Source organism: Neisseria sp. P0007.S010 (assembly GCF_051962875.1).
Classification (GTDB): Bacteria; Pseudomonadota; Gammaproteobacteria; order Burkholderiales; family Neisseriaceae; genus Neisseria; species Neisseria subflava_A.
The window spans coordinates 30,174-48,315 of sequence record NZ_JBQCUX010000007.1; the positions used below are offsets into that span (position 1 = coordinate 30,174).

General features: G+C 46.2%; 15 protein-coding genes and 1 tRNA gene. 11 read left to right on the forward strand and 5 right to left on the reverse strand.

Features of this window, described 5'->3' with window-relative positions:
• Nucleotides 1-115: 115 nt before the first annotated feature.
• From rlmD to ACTHR7_RS06490, 9 genes are all read left to right on the forward strand, one after another.
• Nucleotides 116-1,441 (forward strand): 23S rRNA (uracil(1939)-C(5))-methyltransferase RlmD, encoded by a 1,326-nt coding sequence (gene rlmD / locus ACTHR7_RS06450; RefSeq protein ID WP_440370540.1) that lies wholly within the window; start codon nucleotides 116-118, stop codon nucleotides 1,439-1,441.
• A gap of 124 nt (nucleotides 1,442-1,565) precedes the next feature.
• Nucleotides 1,566-3,041, forward strand: coding sequence for a 23S rRNA methyltransferase (locus ACTHR7_RS06455; protein ID WP_440370541.1), 1,476 nt, complete (start codon nucleotides 1,566-1,568; stop codon nucleotides 3,039-3,041).
• A gap of 23 nt (nucleotides 3,042-3,064) precedes the next feature.
• Nucleotides 3,065-4,168, forward strand: a complete 1,104-nt coding sequence (locus ACTHR7_RS06460) for a response regulator transcription factor (protein WP_070584882.1) — start codon at nucleotides 3,065-3,067, stop codon at nucleotides 4,166-4,168.
• 10 nt (nucleotides 4,169-4,178) lie between these two features.
• Nucleotides 4,179-4,715, forward strand: coding sequence for a GTP-binding protein (locus ACTHR7_RS06465; RefSeq protein WP_003748733.1), 537 nt, complete (start codon nucleotides 4,179-4,181; stop codon nucleotides 4,713-4,715).
• Nucleotide 4,716: 1 nt separating this feature from the next.
• On the forward strand, nucleotides 4,717-5,358 hold the full coding sequence (locus ACTHR7_RS06470; protein ID WP_070584884.1) for a peptidase M23: 642 nt from the start codon (nucleotides 4,717-4,719) through the stop codon (nucleotides 5,356-5,358).
• Between the two features lie 39 nt (nucleotides 5,359-5,397).
• Nucleotides 5,398-5,757 (forward strand): roadblock/LC7 domain-containing protein, encoded by a 360-nt coding sequence (locus tag ACTHR7_RS06475; RefSeq protein WP_070460119.1) that lies wholly within the window; start codon nucleotides 5,398-5,400, stop codon nucleotides 5,755-5,757.
• Nucleotides 5,758-5,853: 96 nt separating this feature from the next.
• Nucleotides 5,854-5,929, forward strand: a tRNA-Asn gene (locus tag ACTHR7_RS06480).
• Between the two features lie 198 nt (nucleotides 5,930-6,127).
• Nucleotides 6,128-6,919, forward strand: coding sequence for a fimb protein (locus ACTHR7_RS06485; protein ID WP_107857293.1), 792 nt, complete (start codon nucleotides 6,128-6,130; stop codon nucleotides 6,917-6,919).
• A 260-nt stretch (nucleotides 6,920-7,179) separates the two neighbouring features.
• A complete protein-coding gene (locus tag ACTHR7_RS06490) occupies nucleotides 7,180-8,739 on the forward strand; it encodes a TerC family protein (RefSeq protein ID WP_440370542.1) in 1,560 nt (519 codons plus the stop codon).
• A 63-nt stretch (nucleotides 8,740-8,802) separates the two neighbouring features.
• On the opposite strand, the gene ACTHR7_RS06495 is transcribed toward ACTHR7_RS06490, so the two are convergent.
• On the reverse strand, nucleotides 8,803-9,906 hold the full coding sequence (locus ACTHR7_RS06495) for an anhydro-N-acetylmuramic acid kinase (RefSeq protein ID WP_440370543.1): 1,104 nt from the start codon (nucleotides 9,904-9,906) through the stop codon (nucleotides 8,803-8,805).
• Between the two features lie 153 nt (nucleotides 9,907-10,059).
• Between ACTHR7_RS06495 and ACTHR7_RS06500 the strand changes: the two genes are divergently transcribed.
• Complete coding sequence (locus ACTHR7_RS06500; RefSeq protein WP_070606917.1) at nucleotides 10,060-11,634, forward strand: inorganic phosphate transporter; 1,575 nt, start codon at nucleotides 10,060-10,062, stop codon at nucleotides 11,632-11,634.
• Nucleotides 11,635-11,962: 328 nt separating this feature from the next.
• Here the strand turns inward: ACTHR7_RS06500 and ACTHR7_RS06505 are convergent, their stop codons facing one another.
• From ACTHR7_RS06505 to secA, 4 genes are all read right to left on the reverse strand, one after another.
• Entirely contained in the window at nucleotides 11,963-12,400 is a 438-nt protein-coding gene (locus tag ACTHR7_RS06505) for a ProQ/FINO family protein (protein WP_070712254.1), read from the reverse strand.
• Nucleotides 12,401-12,601: 201 nt separating this feature from the next.
• On the reverse strand, nucleotides 12,602-13,075 hold the full coding sequence (locus tag ACTHR7_RS06510; RefSeq protein ID WP_440370544.1) for a type II secretion system protein GspG: 474 nt from the start codon (nucleotides 13,073-13,075) through the stop codon (nucleotides 12,602-12,604).
• 212 nt (nucleotides 13,076-13,287) lie between these two features.
• A complete protein-coding gene (gene aroC / locus ACTHR7_RS06515; RefSeq protein ID WP_293203853.1) occupies nucleotides 13,288-14,388 on the reverse strand; it encodes a chorismate synthase in 1,101 nt (366 codons plus the stop codon).
• Between the two features lie 132 nt (nucleotides 14,389-14,520).
• On the reverse strand, nucleotides 14,521-17,274 hold the full coding sequence (gene secA, locus ACTHR7_RS06520) for a preprotein translocase subunit SecA (protein WP_107810701.1): 2,754 nt from the start codon (nucleotides 17,272-17,274) through the stop codon (nucleotides 14,521-14,523).
• Between the two features lie 154 nt (nucleotides 17,275-17,428).
• Between secA and ACTHR7_RS06525 the strand changes: the two genes are divergently transcribed.
• Nucleotides 17,429-17,851, forward strand: coding sequence for a DciA family protein (locus ACTHR7_RS06525; protein WP_199900392.1), 423 nt, complete (start codon nucleotides 17,429-17,431; stop codon nucleotides 17,849-17,851).
• Nucleotides 17,852-18,142 lie beyond the last annotated feature (291 nt).

An 18,142-nucleotide genomic window follows, 5' to 3' on the forward strand; every position in this document is an offset into this window, starting at 1 on the left:
AATGAAAGTTTTTGGCGCATGATACCTGAAACTCTGTGTTTTTGTGAGAAAATATGCGCTTTCGGTATTAGAAGACAGTCAGACGGCCGGTAAGCGGCTGTCTGATGGAAACGGTATGAGTGTGAAAGAACGGTATCAAAAGGCGGAAATTTTTTCTTTGGATTATGAGGGCAGGGGTGTTGCCAGAGTTGATGGGAAGACCGTATTTATCGGCGGTGCGCTGCCTGGGGAGCGTGTAACGTTTGTCATACATAAAGAGAAAAAACAGTTTGCTGAGGCTCAAGTTGAAAAGGTTTTGAAGGCTTCTTCCGAACGTGTCGAGCCAGGGTGTTGTTATTTTGATACATGTGGCGGCTGTTCGCTTCAACATGTTTCTTTCGGAGCGCAAGTTGCGTTAAAGCAACGGATTTTGGAAGAGCAGTTGGAACGGATAGGTAAGGTCAAGCCTGAAATAATTTTACCTCCCTTATATGGTTACTCCTGGTATTATCGCGATAGGGCACGTTTAAGTGTTTCGGTGGATAAGCAAGGCCGTCTGAAACTCGGTTTTCAGGCCAAAAAAAGCCATGATGTTATCAATATCCGCCATTGCCAGATTTTGCCTAAACATGTGTCCGATAGATTGCCTGATGTCCGCAATTTGCTGCAAAAGCTGCATGATGACGGTGTGAAAGTGAAATTTGTTGAGTTTTATTGCGGAAAAAATGTGACCGTATTCAACATTCGTTTCGTAAATCAACCGTTTGGACAAATATTAAGCGAATTGCGTAATTGGTTTGATAAGATATTGTCGGGTGCTGAAAAGGCATGGCAAATATGGCTGCAGGATCATGCCGAGTCCTTGCCGTTTTACCCTGAGAACGCGTCTGCCCTGAACTATACTTTTGCTCAATTTGATGTGGAAATGCCTTACAAGCCGGGTGATTTTACGCAGATTAATGCGCAATTGAACGAAGTGATGGTGGCAAGGGCGGTCAGGCTTTTAAACCCTCAAAAAGGGGAGAGGATTGCCGATTTGTTTTGCGGTTTGGGCAATTTTAGTTTGCCGCTGGCAAAAAGTGGTGCATCGGTTGTCGGTATTGAAGGTGCCGATTATTTGGTCGATAGGGCAAGGGAAAATGCACGACTGAATCGTTGTGCCGAGAATATGACGTTTTCTGTTGCCGACTTGTTCGATACCGATGAAAAGACTGTTGAGTCGTGGGGGCAATTTGACAAGATGTTGCTGGATCCGCCGAGAAACGGAGCTTATGCTGTTGTCAAATCGCTACACAAACCGTTTTTGCCTCAGAAGATAGTATATGTTTCGTGTAATCCATCAACATTTGCACGAGATGCCGGTGTCTTGGTTGATAAGGGCTATAAGTTTAAGGCGGTAGGAATCATGAATATGTTTGCACAAACCTCACATGTTGAATCCATTGGTGTATTTGAGTTGTAAATTGGTATCAAGTCCTTTATGTGGGTAGGGTTTCTAATGTGAAAATGGGTGCGTTCATGTTATCATCATTCGTTTGGGGAATTAATAGCGTTGAAGTTGCGTGTAAAGCAACAGATGTTAATAAATGCAGTTTGCAGCACAAGACCGGGAGGTGTTCTTGAACTATCAACTTTTAACTATTCTTTTGCTGGTGCTTTTTTTGCTGGTGTTGGTTTTTGTTCGTCATAAACAAAGTAACAATTCAGACAAACAAAGCGTACATGCATCAAAAAGCGGCCGTACATCTGCTGCTCATACAGCCTCCTCTGAGGATGGAAGCGACTGGATCGAGAAAGTGAACCAGACAGTTTCCAATGCGGATAATCAAGACTGGGAATGGGGCGGAAGCGGCTCAAACGATGCAACAGCTTCTGTTTCCGCACAAGAAGTGGATCCGCTGACCGAATATCAGGTTTATAAACAGTTCGGCTATGAGAGCAAAGCAGCAGAGTCTTTGGCCGGTTATCTCAATACTTTGGAAGACGGCGCTCCGGAAAAGCTGGTTCATGAATTAATCGGTTTGAATCTGCGGGTCGGTAATATCGACATGCTGGCGGATACACTTGAGCGTCATAGTGCCTCACTTTCAGAAGACAGCGTAGCCGAATACCTGAAAGCCGGTCTGGCTTTGGACTCTACTAACCTGCGCCTGCGTGTTTTTGCCGAGCGTTATCTCGGTTGGAATATGCAGGAAGTGGACCGTCAAATTGGCGAACAAAGCGGTTTGGAAGTTGCTTCCGACGAACATATTGCTTTTGAGAGCGATTCGGTTGAACGCATTGTCGTTCCTGGTATGGGCAAACATGCGCCTATCGTATTAGGTAAGAAAGATTTTGGCGAAATCAGCCCTGAAGAGATGGGTGCGGTTATTGGTTTTGCCAAACCGGAACGCAGTGCAAAAATCCTGAAAGACAAGATTAGCTACGAGACTGCTTTGCATCAATACAACAAAGCAATCCAAACTTCTGCGAAGCCTGCTGGTCTCATTATCGATGCCTTGCGTCTGGATTATCAGAATGAAGAAGTAGGGCAGTTTGCCAAGCATCTGTGGAAGCTTTACCACTCTTTGGGTCAATATGGCCGTCAAGTAAAAGAACGTATGCTTGGTTGGGGTTATAGCCTTGGTTATCACGAAATTTTTGATGATTTGGAAAAAGGGCCGTCTGAACAGCAAATTAAAGAGATTGGCTTGAAACGCGGTTATATCCAGCCAAGTTCTTTGCAGATGAAAGCCAAATATCGTGAGTTGGTTCAAAAAGACTCTTCAGTCATCAGCGCGAGCTCTTCACCTGCAGATGAAGCCGTGAAAGAAGTCGAATCTTTGTTGGCCTATGGTCAGTTGGATTTGGCCATCGGTACTTTGGAACAGGCTGTTTTGCAGTATCCTCAAGAATCGCAGTTGTACATTATCTTGTTTGATTTGTACGAACGCGTTGAAGATTGGGGACGTTTGGAACAATTTCTGCGCTTGTTGCGTGAGCGTGTTGTCAGCCTGCCTGAAGAGGTTGTCTTGGCAATGAGCCGTCTCTTGCAACGAATGAACCAATATTCAAAAAAATAAGATAATCGTAGAAAGTACGAGTGATGAATAATCATTTACCAAAAATTAAAACCATACGGGTTATGTTACAGGAGATGGGTGAGCAACAGCAGGCGGTATTCCGTATGGCATTTAAAATGCACAATACGACGAATTACGTCATCGTTTCCCCTGATTCTGATGAAAAACCGGATTTGGTATTGGTTGATACCGATACTCCGGCAGGTGTAGAAGCTTGGAAAGAGTCGAAGAAAACTTATCCGGAAGTACCTGTGGCTATGTTTTCTTCCGAGTTGCCGACAGTAACGACTCCTTATTTGGCTAAGCCGGTCAAATTTGATACTTTGTTTCCTGTTTTGCGCAGCCTGGCTCAAGGCGGTAATGTTTTTGAGCCGTCTGAGCAACAAGCGGCTGAAGAGAATAAAAGACAATCAAATTCCGATGGCACTAGAAAAGCAACCATTCGCCGATTTAATCCAAATAAAGGCTTGTTGGGCGCGCTGAAATTTGCCAGTCAAGGACATCAAGATGTTGCTGTCTTGCATGAAGGCAAGCCGATATTAATCGTGTTTCCTAGTATTCAGCGTGTACTGTTGACAGTCAGTGCCAATGAGTTGGAGAAATTGTGTAAGAACGATAACTTGGCTGTCGTGTGTAAGGCTGTTCCTGATAATCCTCAATGGAAAGAAAAAGCCAAAGTCACCATTATGTCATGCTTGTGGCAAATGGCTATTTGGACTGCATCAGGCCGTCTGATTTATCCGATGACGCCGCAAACTGTTTTTACACTCAAGCGGTGGCCAAACTTAACCCGTTTGGCACATGTTCCGGAATCTATGCGTCTGTCGGCATTTCTGACGAAAACGTCTGTTAATCTGAACATCCTCTATAAAGTTATGCCTTTAGAAATGCCTGATATTTTGAACTATTTATCGGCAACATATATGACCGGCTTTTTGGCGACAGATACAGAGTTTGCAACTGATGCGAACAATACGCCTTCATTGAACGAACAGATTGATGTGAATAGCAAAGACGTACCTGAAACAGCAATGAGCAAAGAGGCTCAAAAAATTGCCGGTCCGTCGAAAGAACAACCTCGCGGCCTGTTGCAACGCCTGATGCGTAAGTTGCTGGGTAAATCGTAAAGGACACGTCATGAAAGAAAATAAAATTATCTTTACCGGTCCTGTTGGCGTAGGTAAAACCACTGCAATTTCAGCTTTATCTGATGAACCACCGGTTCAAACCGATGCATCCGCATCCGATATGACACTTGTCCGCAAGGGGTACACGACTGTAGCGATGGATTACGGTGTCATTCATTTGGATGAGGAAACCAAGGTCCATCTTTATGGTACGCCTGGTCAGGAGCGTTTTAATTTCATGTGGGAAATTCTGAGCCAAGGCAGTATGGGTTTGGTGCTTCTTTTGGATAATACAAGAAGCAATCCATTGAAAGACTTGCAATTCTTCTTGGATGCATTCCGGGAATTGCTGAAAAAAGCGCCTTTGGTTGTAGGGGTAACGAAGATGGATATCCGATCCTTACCAAGCGTGGATGTTTATCAAAAATATTTAGCACAGAATAATTTTAATGTACCGGTTTTTGAGATTGATGCGCGTCGAGAAGACGATGTAAAACAATTGGTTACTGCCATGTTGTTCTCAATTGACCCCGGATTAGAGGTATAAGATGGAAGCGACACTTTCTTTACAAGCAAATTTATATCCTAAGATTACACCGGCGGGTGCGTATTATGCTGTTTCAAATGATACGCCCAGTGCCAGCAGAACTTTATTGTATGGCCTGTTGCGTGCAGAGCCGTCTGAAACCATCAGCAGCGAAAAAATCTTGGCATGGGCGGATACCAGCGACATCAATACTGCTTTGAACCTGCTGTATCGGCTCCAACGCTTGGAATTTTTGTATGGTGATGAAGAAATCAGCACAGACGATATCCATTTGACTGACGAGCAATTGCCTACATTGTTGGAACAGTTGTCCAATTCTGGCAAAGCTTTATTGGCTGATGAAAACGGTTTGTATTTCGCCAATGCCAATTTTCATCACGAGGCTGCGGAAGAGTTGGGCCTTTTGGCGAGCGAAGTGGCTAAAATGGAAGACAATCACCGTCTTTTGATTCGCAATAACCTGCATATCAATAATAGTGCATGGGGTATTTGTGATCCTTCAGGCCAAAGTGAATTGACCTTTTTCCCTCTGTATATTGGCATGACCAAGCTGATTTTGGTAATTGGCGGAATGCCTGACTTAAATAAAGAGGCTTTTGTTACTTTGGTTAAAGTGCTGTACCACCGATACGGCAGCCGTTGATTTTTGCCTGACCGATATTTATTTTAGAATGGAGCGACTATGCAACAACTATTAATCTCTGTATTAAGCGATTTGAACAATACCTCTGCTGATATCACTGCTTCTGCAGTTATTTCTACAGACGGCCTGCCGATCGCAACCATGCTGCCTTCCCACCTGAATGCAGACCGTGTAGGTGCGATGTCGGCAACGCTTTTGGCATTGGGTAATCGTTCCGTACATGAGTTGGCTTGCGGTGAGTTGGATCAGGTAATGGTTAAAGGTAAAAATGGCTATATTCTGTTGAGTCAAGCAGGTGAAAATGCAGTGTTGGTATTGATGGCAAAAGAAAGCGGTAAATTGGGCTTGATTTTGTTGGATGCGAAACGTGCGGCCAAACAAATTGCTGAAATCTTATAAAGTTTTATAAATTAAAAAGATATAAAATATTTTTGTTTTTATATAGATTGTTGCTTGACAAGTTTCTGATATTTTCTATATAATTCCATCTTTAATTCCCCGATAGCTCAGTCGGTAGAGCGACGGACTGTTAATCCGCAGGTCCCTGGTTCGAGCCCAGGTCGGGGAGCCAAATTTTAAAACCACCATCTTGTATGGTGGTTTTTATTTTATCTATTTATTGGTATTTTAAACATATTAATAATGCGTGGTGAGATGGTTGCAGTTAATGCTTCAATTTTCAGACGGCCTACCAGCATATTTAAATATCTCATTTATTTTTTAAGCTATACATAATATTTATAGAAGAAATAATATCTTGTTGTTATCTATGGAAAACGCACATACATTACATTCTTCACCACGCTTTCGGTTCGCATTAAAAAATGCGGCATGGCATTTGTTGATTAGTCTGATTTTGGCAGGATTGGCCGCTTTGTTGGTATTTGGAGTTTGGTATCCTTATCCGTATGCCGAACTGACAGGCGGATTGGCTTTATATAAACTGGTCATTTCAGTAGATATTGTTTGCGGCCCGTTGCTGACTTTGATTCTTGCCAGCCCGAGCAAGAAACTTAAAGAGAGGATTATTGATTTTTCCTTAATCGGCATGATTCAGCTGGTTGCTTTAATTTATGGTTTGTACAACGTATCTTTGGCGCGTCCAGTGGTTTCCGCATTCGAAACCGATAGGATAAATGTGGTAACTGCTGCAGAAATTGATGTAAATGATTTGAGCCATGCTCCGAAGGATTTGCAGGATTTATCTTGGTTTGGCGTACGCCGTGTTGGGTTGCGTGAAGCGATGAGCCCGGACGAAGCTAACCAAGGTCTTGATTTGTCTTTGAAAGGTGTTGAACCGAGTATGAGGCCTTCTTGGTGGTTGCCAGATTCGCAGCAGGAACGTGAGAAAATTCGTAAAGCAATGAAACCGTTGTCTGTCTTGGCAAAAGCCCGTGGCATGAATGAGGAGTCAATTTTGGAACAGGCTTCGCTGAGAAATGATGGGAAAGAGTTGTATTTCTTGCCGTTTACCAGTGCGCGAAGTAAAGAATGGGTTGTGATATTGAATGAACAGGCAGATTTCTTGGGTTATGCGCCGATTGATGGTTTTATCAAGTAAGAAAAGGCCGTCTGAAAGCTGGTAAGTGCTGGTATAGGCTGTTTTTAAAAGAAAATATGCTGTCAGATTTTGCCTTTCTTTCGTCAAACTGATAAACTGATTGCCATTATTGTTGATCGAGGCATAAATTTTTCATGAAAGACGCAGAGCAGAGTAGTTGTTATACCGCTTCTTTCCCTTTATTTATGCCCGAACTTTGGCAGTCTGTCCGTTTTAAGCGGAACGGCTGCCTTTTTGTATTTTAAAGGAACGCAATCATTATGGATTTCAGTTGGTTGGCAGAGCCGCATACTTGGATAGGCTTTGCCACGCTTCTGGTTTTGGAAGTTGTTTTAGGTATTGATAACCTTGTTTTCGTAGCGATTTTGGCAAACAAGGTCAAACCGTTGCAACGGGATAGGGCGCGGATAACGGGCTTGGGTTTGGCTGTCGTTATTCGGATTTTTATGCTGGGCTTTATGGCGCACATCATGACGCTGACGCGTCCTTTGTTTGAGTTGGGCGGTCTGGAGATTTCCGGTAAAGATATGATTATGTTTGCCGGCGGTATTTTCCTGCTTTATAAAGCGACTACTGAGTTGCACGAACGCCTTGAAGGCCACAATCAATTTGCTATTGCTGAAGGGCAGAAGAAGCATTCTGCTTTTTGGGGCGTTGTGGTGCAAATCTTGATTTTGGATGCGGTTTTCTCTATCGATTCTGTCATTACGGCAGTGGCGATGGTGGATCATATTGTGGTGGCAATGGGTGCGGTTGTTGTGGCGATGACGGTGATGATTTCCGCCAGCAAACCGTTGACTGCTTTTGTCGACAAGCATCCGACCGTCGTGATGTTGTGTTTGGGTTTCTTGTTGATGATTGGTTTCAGTCTGATTGCGGAAGCCTTCCATTTCCATATTCCGAAAGGCTATTTGTATGCGGCGATCGGCTTCTCGATTTTGATCGAACTGTTTAATCAGGTTTCGCAAAAGAATGCCCGCAAAAATGACTACATCAGCACTTCTTGGCGTAAGCGCACCGCTGAAAATGTGTTGGGCATGATGGGTATCCGCGAAAGCATTTTGGCAAAAGCAGGCGATAATGGCGGCGATGACGAGCATTTTGAAGAAAACGAAAAATCCATGATTCGCAGCGTGCTGACTTTGGCGGAGCGTCCGATTATGGGTGTGATGATTCCGCGTCGGGAAATCGAGAAATTGGATATTTCCCAAAGTCGGGAAGAACAAAATGCGCAGTTGAAAAATACGCCGTATAGCCGTTTGTTGGTTGTTGGTAAGGCAGGTGTAGATGAGCCGTTGGGCTATATCAGTAAAAAAGATTTGCTGAACCAGCTGCTTGAATCGGGAGAAATCAATATTCAGACGGCCTTGCGCCAGCCGTTGATTTTGCCGGATAGTACGACGGCGTTGAATGCGATTGAATTGTTCCGTCAAAGCAGCGCGGATTATGCGTTGGTGGTGGATGAGTTTGGCGCGGTGCTGGGTATGGTGACTATGAAAGATTTGTTGGAAACCATTGCCGGTGAGTTCCCCGAGGAATTCGAGCGTGAGGAAGAAGAAGCTGCTCCGGCCAGTCAGGATGAAACGCTGTCTGTGGATGGTGCATTGGAGTATGTGGAATTGGCTTCTCAATTAAACCTGCCTGTTCAAGAGGAAGACACGGATTTCCATACCGTTGCCGGCTTGATTATGGAAGAATTGCAAAGTATTCCTGATGTGGGCGACTTCATCGATTATCATGGCTGGCGTTTTGAAGTGGTTGAGAAGGACGGACAACGGATTGCCCGTGTAAAAATCAACCGTTTGCCGGAAGAAGAATAAGTAAAGGCTAATATAGTAAAGGCCGTCTGAAAATGTTCAGACGGCCTTTTTATTGATTCAACTTTAGTTACCGTAATGTCCCGATCCTAAGATTCGGTGTGAATGTGCGCCGGTTGCATGGTGGGGATTGCTCGGAACTTGATTGCACCAACAGGCTGCAAGCCAGGCAAAAGCGGCTGCTTCGACCCATTGCGGGTCAAGATGGAGCTTGGCTGTGCTGTGCAATTTGGTGTCGGGAGAAAACAGGGTTTCCAAGTCTTGCATCAAAACCGGATTGCGGATGCCGCCGCCGCAGATATAAAGATTATGAATTGCTGGAGCAGCTTGTTTGGTCGCATCAAAAATGGTTTGTGCAGTATAAAGGACCAATGTGCGTATCACATCTTCCGGCTTTTCATTACCTTTCAGACGGCCTTGAAGCCAGCTTAGGGAAAACAATTCTCGGCCTGTACTTTTCGGATAAGGGCGGCTGAAGTAAGGATGGTCGAGTAGGGAAGCGAGCAGGTCTGGGAGGACTTTGCCTTGTGCGGCTTTTTCCCCGTTTTTGTCGTAAGGCTGTCGCCAAATATGTTGCATCCATGCATCCATCAGCATATTGCCGGGGCCGGTATCGAAGCCGAAAGAAGGGCTGTCGGGCGGAAGAATGCTGATATTGGAAATGCCGCCAATGTTGAGTACGGCACGAGTTTCATTCGCATCTTGAAACAACGCTTCGTGAAAAGCTGGGACGAGGGGCGCACCTTGACCGTTGCAGGCAAGGTCGCGGCTGCGGAAGTCGCCGACCGTGAAAATGCTGGTCAGTTCGGCCAATAGGGGGAGGTTGACCAGTTGAATGCTGTAACCGTGTTCAGGCGCATGGCGGATGGTTTGTCCGTGGCAGCCGATTGCGGCAATGTCTTTGGCCGACAGGTTTTGTTCTGCCAATAGTTGCTGGACGGTTTGGGCGTATAGGCGGCTGAGTGTTTGTGCCAGGATATTGCTTCTGTGCAATTCATTTTCGCCTATGTCTTGCAGTGCCAACAATTCTTGGCGCAGGCCGTCTGAATAGGGTAGGAAGCTGTGGGCAACGGCGCGTTGCCATTGCTTGCCCCGCATTTGAATCAGTACGGCATCGGCACCGTCCATGCTGGTTCCGGACATGATGCCGATATAGTATTGGGGTTGCATTTCGGTTACAGAAAGAGAGGGTAAAACGACATTTTAACGCCTTTTGACGTTTTTACGGGAATTTCGGCATTTAATGTAAATAGTTGGTGCAAGAAAGATTACAAAAAGGTTAAAATAACGCGACTCAACATGTTTTCCAAAAGGAAACTTTCCATGGCTCAAACTCAGTCGAGTGCGAACTTGAAGCTGATTAATACGGTTTTTGCCGCTATGCTTGTGAGCATGGTCGGCTATTTTATTTATTGGGGCTTGGGTTATACCCACTACAACCACTCCGGCCTGTTTATCCTTGCTACCTTTTTCGGCGTTTTTATGGCGTTTAATGTGGGTGGTAACGATATTGCCAACTCTTTCGGTACAAGTGTCGGCTCCGGCACATTGACCATTCCTCAAGCTTTATTGATTGCGGCAGTATTTGAAGTCAGCGGCGCAGTGATTGCCGGCGGCGAGGTAACAGATACCATCCGTAAGGGTATTGTCGATTTGAATGGCATGCATCTGGATCCGATGCAGTTTGTCTTTATTATGATGTCTGCGCTTTTGGCTGCCGCATTGTGGCTGCTTTTTGCATCGCACAAAGGCCTGCCGGTTTCCACGACACATGCCATTATCGGCGGTATCGTCGGTAGCGCCTTGTGTATGGCGGCATTGAACGGTGTGGATTCCGTTGCGCTGATTCAATGGGACAAGTTGGGCGAAATTGCCTTGTCTTGGATTTTGTCTCCGGTATTGGGCGGTATCGTTTCCTATCTGTTGTTTTCACGAATTAAGAAAAACGTTTTGGACTACAACTCTTGGGCTGATAATACGCTCAAAGGCATCAAGCTGGAGAAGAAAGCCTATAAAGAAGAGCACCGCCTGTTTTTTGAAGCCTTGAGTGAGTCTGAAAAAGTCGAATACGCCACCAAAATGGCGCACGATGCCCAAATTTATGATGAGCCGGACTTTGATCCTGAAGAATTGCAGTCTGAGTATTATCGCGGTCTGCACCGCTTTGACAGCCGTAAGGGAGAAGTTGATTCTTACAAAGCCCTGCATTCTTGGGTGCCGTTTATTGCTTCTGTCGGCGGCATGATGATTGCGGCCATGTTGATTTTCAAAGGTCTGAAAAATCTGCATTTAGGTATGAGCAACGTCAACAGCTTTCTGACCATTTTCATGATCGGCGCGGCTATTTGGATGGGTACGTTTGTATTCGCCAAAAGTTTGAAACGCAAAGATTTGGATAAATCAACCTTCCAAATGTTCTCATGGATGCAGGTATTTACCGCTTGCGGTTTCGCATTCAGCCATGGTGCAAACGATATTGCCAATGCGATTGGTCCGTTTGCCGCGATTATGGATGTGTTGCGTACCAACAGCATTACTGCTCAAAACGCCGTGCCGCCAATTGCCATGTTGACTTTCGGTATCGCTTTGATCGTCGGCTTATGGTTTGTCGGTAAAGAAGTGATTAAAACCGTAGGCACCAGCTTGGCAGAAATGCACCCCGCGTCAGGTTTTTCTGCAGAGCTTTCTGCCGCCGCCGTCGTGATGGCCGCATCATTTATGGGCTTGCCTGTTTCCAGTACCCATATCTTGGTGGGTGCAGTTTTGGGTATCGGCTTGGTTAACCGCAATGCCAACTGGAAATTGATGAAACCGATCGGCCTTGCTTGGGTAATTACCTTGCCTGCAGCTGCCGTTTTGTCTGTTGTCAGCTATTTGGTTTTGCAAGCCGTGTTTTAATTGATTATTTGATTTAAAAAGGCCGTCTGAAAGATATTTCAGACGGCCTTTTATGTTTATAAGAGGAGATTTTAATTTGCCTTAATGTTGAACAAATAATGCTGTTCAATGTTTGAACTGATACAAGAATAATCAAGGTAATAGAGAAATACCTTATTGGGAATAGCTTAGAAAAGATTTTGGGGCTTAGTGAGGGCAAACAAAGCTATTTTTAATCAATCCATTATAAGGTTAAGGCAATAAAAAAGCCCCAATTCATTGACGTTTAAGTGCCGTATCGAATTGGGGTTTTTCTATTTAGTATGAGCCTTATCAGGCCGTCTGAACATTATTCAGCAGCTTCGTTGGTCTCAGCTTGTGCAGGAGCTGTTTCTGCTTCAGCGGTAGCCTTAGCGGCTTGGCGTTCGGCTTGTGCAGCTAATGCCTGTTGAACGGCTGGGTGCTGTTGGGCGATGGTTTGTTCTTCTACGCTGACTTCGCCTTTGAAGCGGTTGTTCAAGTCAAAACGTTTGCCGCCGCGAGCCAAGGCTTTCAGATAGCGCGGACGGCGGCAGTGGTTGGCCAGTACGCGTGCAATCAGTGCAGGGTCGTATTGAGGCAGGGCGGCAACCAAATCTTGGTCAATGCCGACAGCCAACGGTTTGAATCGTTTGAACACATCATATTTGCCGTAAATGTGGTCGGCAATCATGTCTGTTTGTTTTTTCTTGCTCATGGTTTGGACGGCAGATTTCAGCGCAGCGCCCAAAGCGGTTTCTTGTGCCATTGCGGTTGTATTCCTCTAATATAAATCCGTATTTTCGTCATACGGCAATAAGGTGCTATTGTAGTATAAAGACTGTGATTTGGCTAAATTTTTCTGAGAATATTCGATTCTAAATGTTTAGTTTCAGACGATCTCAAGTGAGCAGATGAAGCGCTTCGTATTTTCAGCCTCCGAAAAGGATTTGAAGTACCCATTCAATCTTTACTGAGCTTCTTTTTGCAATAATAGACCGATTTTGCTGTTTTCGGTCTGTTCAATATTAGGCAGGATGTCGTCAGCAGTAAACGCTTTGCCATCATTGCCCACGCTACGCAAATAATAATGCGCATCGCCACTGCGTTCGTAATAAAACAGTCGGAGCGGTTCGGAACTTAAAGGCGTAGTACTCGTATCGTACATAAATATCGGCTTGTTCGGCTGAGTTTCTTGGAGCTGCTCTAATGATTCAGGATAGACACCGTGTTGCAGACGGTAGAATTCGACTTCGGAAACCAAACTAGACAAAGTATTGGCCGTCAGTTGTTGCCTTAGTTCGTCGTACACGCCTCCTCGCTGAATAAAGCCGAAATAAAACAATGCACCATAAAGCGCGACGGTGCATAACATTCCTAAGGAGGCAATCAAGGCAACGATTTTTGCACCGCGTTTGCGCCATCCCAATATACTTAAAACCAAAGTCGCTATGCCGAAGATCAAACCGATAAGCGGAATAAAGGAAATGCCTGCAAGGACATAGGCGGCTGTGTGGATTTTGGCAGGTGGTGCGACGGATGTGTGGTTTTCAGTATTTTCTATTATAAGGCCCGGATATATAGTTTAAGGTCGTCTGAAAAGTGCCATATCATAATATCATATAAATAGGCGTTTTCAGACGACCCTTTTAGATTTTACCCGCGAGTCTTGGCAATATCTGGCGTATCAACCACTACATCGGCATTTTGCGCACGATGGCGTAAGGCGTGGTCAATCAATACCAATGCCAGCATGGCTTCTGCAATCGGAGCGGCGCGTAATCCGACGCAGGGGTCGTGGCGGCCGTGTGTGGCAAGCTCGACAGGGTTGCCCTCTATATCAATGCTCCGGCGCGGTGTGGCGATGGAGCTGGTGGGTTTGATGGCAATATTTACATGAATGTCTTGTCCGGTGCTGATGCCGCCCAAGATGCCGCCTGAGTGGTTGGATAGAAAGCCTTGTGGCGTGAGCTCGTCACCGTGTTCGCTGCCACGTTGCGTTACGCTATTAAAACCTGCACCGATTTCCACGCCTTTGACAGCATTGATGCCCATCATGGCATAGGCAATTTCTGCATCGAGGCGGTCAAAAACCGGTTCGCCCAAGCCAACAGGGACGTTGGCTGCTTCGATATGAAGTTTTGCGCCGACAGAATCCAATGATTTGCGCACGCTGTCCATATAGTTTTCCAAGTCTTCAATTTGGCTTTGGTTTGCTGCAAAAAAAGGATTTTGGGAAATATATTTGTAACCTTCAAACTGGATTTCTTTTTCACCGACTTGGGTAACGTAAGCGGTAATTTCCGTGCCGAATTTTTCTTTCAGCCATTTTTTTGCAACTGCTCCGGCTGCAACGCGGGCAGCGGTTTCGCGGGCGGAACTTCTACCGCCGCCGCGATAGTCGCGTGTACCGTATTTGTGCCAGTAGGTGTAATCGGCGTGTCCGGGACGAAAACTGGTGGCGATATTGCCATAGTCTTTGCTGCGTTGGTCGGTATTGCGGATCAGGAGGGCGATGGGGGTACCGGTGGTTTTGCCTTCGAATACGCCGGAGAGGATTTCGACTTGGTCGGCTTCGCGGCGTTGGGTAACGTGGCGGCTGGTGCCGGGTTTGCGACGGTCAAGGTCAAATTGGATATCCGCTTCGCTCAATTCTAATCCGGGCGGGCAGCCGTCAATGATGCAGCCCAAGCCTGCGCCGTGGCTTTCGCCGAAAGTGGTAACGGTAAAGATTTGTCCGAAGGTATTGCCTGCCATAGGGATACTCTTTTGAAATTGGGTTTGGAAATTTTTTGCTTATTTGGATAATTCTCAGGCCGTCTGAACGGTGAAACGAGAATCTTTGATTTCGTTTTTACACTTATTCAGACGGCCTTTTGAGATGACTGCTTAGTTTAATTTACCGTGGCACTGTTTGTATTTCAGGCCGCTGCCGCAAGGGCAAGGATCGTTGCGGTGAACAATCAGGCCATTTTGTGCAAGCGCTTCAGGGCTGAAGTCTGTGCCGTCAGGATCGAATGCTTCGGTAACCAAATCGGTTTGCGATTGACCTAGCAATTCTTCCATATCAGGCGCATCGGAGTGGACGGTTTGAACATCGCTGACGCTTTGTGCGGCAGTATGGTCGTATTCGCTGTTGCGCTCGATTTGAACGGCGGTCAGCAAAGCGGCAATGTTTTGTTTGATACCGCGCCACAGATTTTCAAACATGGCGAAAGCTTCGCGTTTGTATTCCTGTTTCGGATTTTTCTGAGCATAGCTGCGCAGGTGGATGCCTTGGCGCAGGTAGTCCATAGCGGCGAGGTGTTCGCGCCATTGGTTGTCGATAACTTGCAGCATAACATTGCGTTCGAAGTCAGACATGGCCTGTTTGCCGACCAATTCGACTTTCTCGGCATATTCGTCTTCGATGCGTTTGATGAGGCGCTCTTTAATGTCTTGGTTGTCTAAAGTACTGTCTTCTTTCAGCCAGCCTTTAATATCGACATGCAGGCGGAAATCGGCGGCAAGTTGGTGCTCCAGTGCCGGAATGTCCCATTGCTCTTCCATGCTGTCAGGCGGGATGTGGTAATCAACCAAGTCGCTGATAACGTCGGCGCGGATTTCGCGGGTCAAATCGCTGACGTCTTTGCTGGTCAGGATTTCGTTACGTTGATGGTAAATCACTTTACGTTGGTCGTTGGCAACGTCATCGTATTCCAAAACCTGTTTACGCATATCGAAGTTGCGGCCTTCGACTTTACGTTGCGCGCCTTCGATTTGACGGGTCAGCAGGCCGTGTTCGATGGCAACGCCGCGTTCAGGTGCCAGACGGTTGAGGATGGCAGCGGCACGGTCGAGTGCAAACAGGCGCAATAATGGGTCTTCAAACGACAGATAGAAACGGCTGGAGCCGGGGTCGCCCTGACGGCCCGCACGACCGCGCAACTGGTTGTCGATACGGCGGCTTTCATGGCGTTCTGTACCGATAATGTGCAAACCGCCTGCGGCCACAACTTGGTCGTGTTCAGCTTGCCAACCGCTTTCAAGGGCTGAAATTTGCGCTTGTTTTTGCTGTTCGCTCAAGGTTTCATCGGCATGGATGGCTTCGATTTGATGTTTGAGGTTGCCGCCCAAGACAATGTCGGTACCGCGGCCTGCCATGTTGGTGGCAACGGTAATCGCGCCGACTTTACCGGCTTGAGCGACAATTAATGCCTCGCGCTCGTGTTCTTTGGCGTTCAGAACGTTATGCGGCAGACCTGCTTTATGTAATAAGTCAGAAACCAGTTCGGAGTTTTCGATGCTGGTTGTGCCGACCAAAACCGGTTGGCCGTTTTTATGGCATTCGGCGATGTCTTTGACAACGGCTTCAAATTTTTCTTCGGCTGAGCGGAAGATTTGGTCGTTGAAGTCTTTACGTTGTACAGGACGGTTGGTCGGGATGATGACGGTTTCGAGGTTGTAAATGCTTTGGAACTCGAAGGCTTCGGTGTCGGCCGTACCAGTCATACCGGACAGTTTGCTGTACAGGCGGAAGTAGTTTTGGAAGGTAATAGATGCAAGCGTTTGGTTTTCGCGTTTGATTTCTACGCCTTCTTTAGCTTCAACAGCTTGGTGCAAGCCTTCGGACCAGCGGCGGCCGGCCATCAGACGGCCTGTAAATTCGTCCACAATCACGATTTCGCCGTCTTGAATGACGTAATGTTGGTCTTTGTGGAACAGGGTGTGTGCGCGCAATGCCGCCATGAGGTGGTGCATCAGGGAAATATTGGCGGCAGAGTAGAGCGAATCGTTTTCCTGCAATAAGCCCATTTGGGTCAGGATTTGCTCGGCGTGTTCGTGACCGGCTTCGCTCAGGATGACTTGGTGTGCTTTTTCATCTACCCAGTAATCGCCTTCGCCTTCTTCGGTTTCTTGGCGGATAAGGTGGGCAGGAACAGCGTTCATTACACGGTAGAGCTGGATGTTGTCATCCGCCTGGCCGGAAATAATCAGCGGCGTACGCGCTTCGTCAATCAGAATGGAGTCCACTTCGTCGACAACGGCAAAGTTCAATTCACGTTGAACTTTGTCGTATTGGTCGGTCACCATATTGTCGCGCAGGTAGTCGAAACCGAACTCGTTGTTTGTACCGTAAGTAATGTCGGCACCATAAGCAGTTTGGCGTTCAAAAGGTTGCAAATCGGCGACGATCACGCCGACGCTCAAGCCTAAGAAGTTGTACAACGGCTCCATAATGCTCGCGTCACGGGAGGCGAGGTAGTCGTTTACGGTAACGACGTGTACGCCTTTTCCTGACAATGCATTCAGATAAACGGCAAGGGTGGCCACCAGAGTTTTACCTTCACCGGTACGCATTTCGGCGATTTTGCCGTTGTGCAGGACCATACCGCCGATCAGCTGTACATCAAAGTGGCGCATGCCCAATACACGGCTCGATGCTTCGCGGCAGACGGCAAAGGCTTCGACCAAGATGTCGTCCAGGCTTTGTCCATCGGCGAGACGTTGTTTGAATTCGGCTGTTTTAGCTTGCAGTTCTGCATCGCTCAAGGCCTGCATTTGTTTCTCAAGCGCGTTGATTTTGGCAACGGATTTACGATATTGTTTCAGCAGGCGGTCGTTGCGGCTGCCGAAGATTTTCTTAGCAATGTTTGTCAGCATGAATAATTCCTGCGCCTTGATATAATAGTGGGCGAAATTGGGATTTTAACACAAGCGCTTGTATAACGCGGTAATGCTGTTTGAAATAAAGGCGGTTTTGCTGTATTTCAATTGTAATTGTTTGGTTAATTTACTGAGAGGCCGTCTGAAATATATGGATTTAGCACAATTAGGCAAGCGCGATCATTTATTGGCGGGCTTGTTGCAACAATCGCAACAATGGCGGAAATTGGATGCAAAAATCAAAACGGTTTTGCCGGCCAACCTGCATCCGCATTTTCAGACGGCCTGCGTAGAAGACGGAAGATTGGTTTTGCTTGCCGCCAATAATATGGCTGCTTCGCGTTTGAAAATGATCCTGCCTGCCATGTTGCCCAAGTTGCAAGCATTGCATGCAGGGGTAAGGGAAGTGGTGGTCAGGGTAGTCCCCAAGCCTCCGACTCAGCCGAAAACCAATAGTTTGCGATTGAGCGAGGCAGCTTTAGACAGTTTTGACGAGGCGGCAGCCAAATTGGAAGGAAAACATCCCGAATTGGCGGCGGCATTGGCAGAATTGGTACGCAAGCACAGCCGTTAAAATTATGTCAGATGAGATTATTGTTAATAAATGTTAAAAATTATTTCATTCGGATGATAGCATCTAATACTAAAGAAATACGACCTAGAAAGTATCTGTTTTCTTTTAGGTAAACTGATGTAAACTTGGCTTGAAACTTTGATTTCGTGTGAAGTTTGTAGCAAAATAACGCCTGAATTTCACATCACGCTATGCGGATAAATTTTAGTTTGGCGTTTGCCTTTTATTAATATATTCGTGTGGTGCTATTAATAGAACTTAACAAAACTCTCATCATTAGGAGATACATCA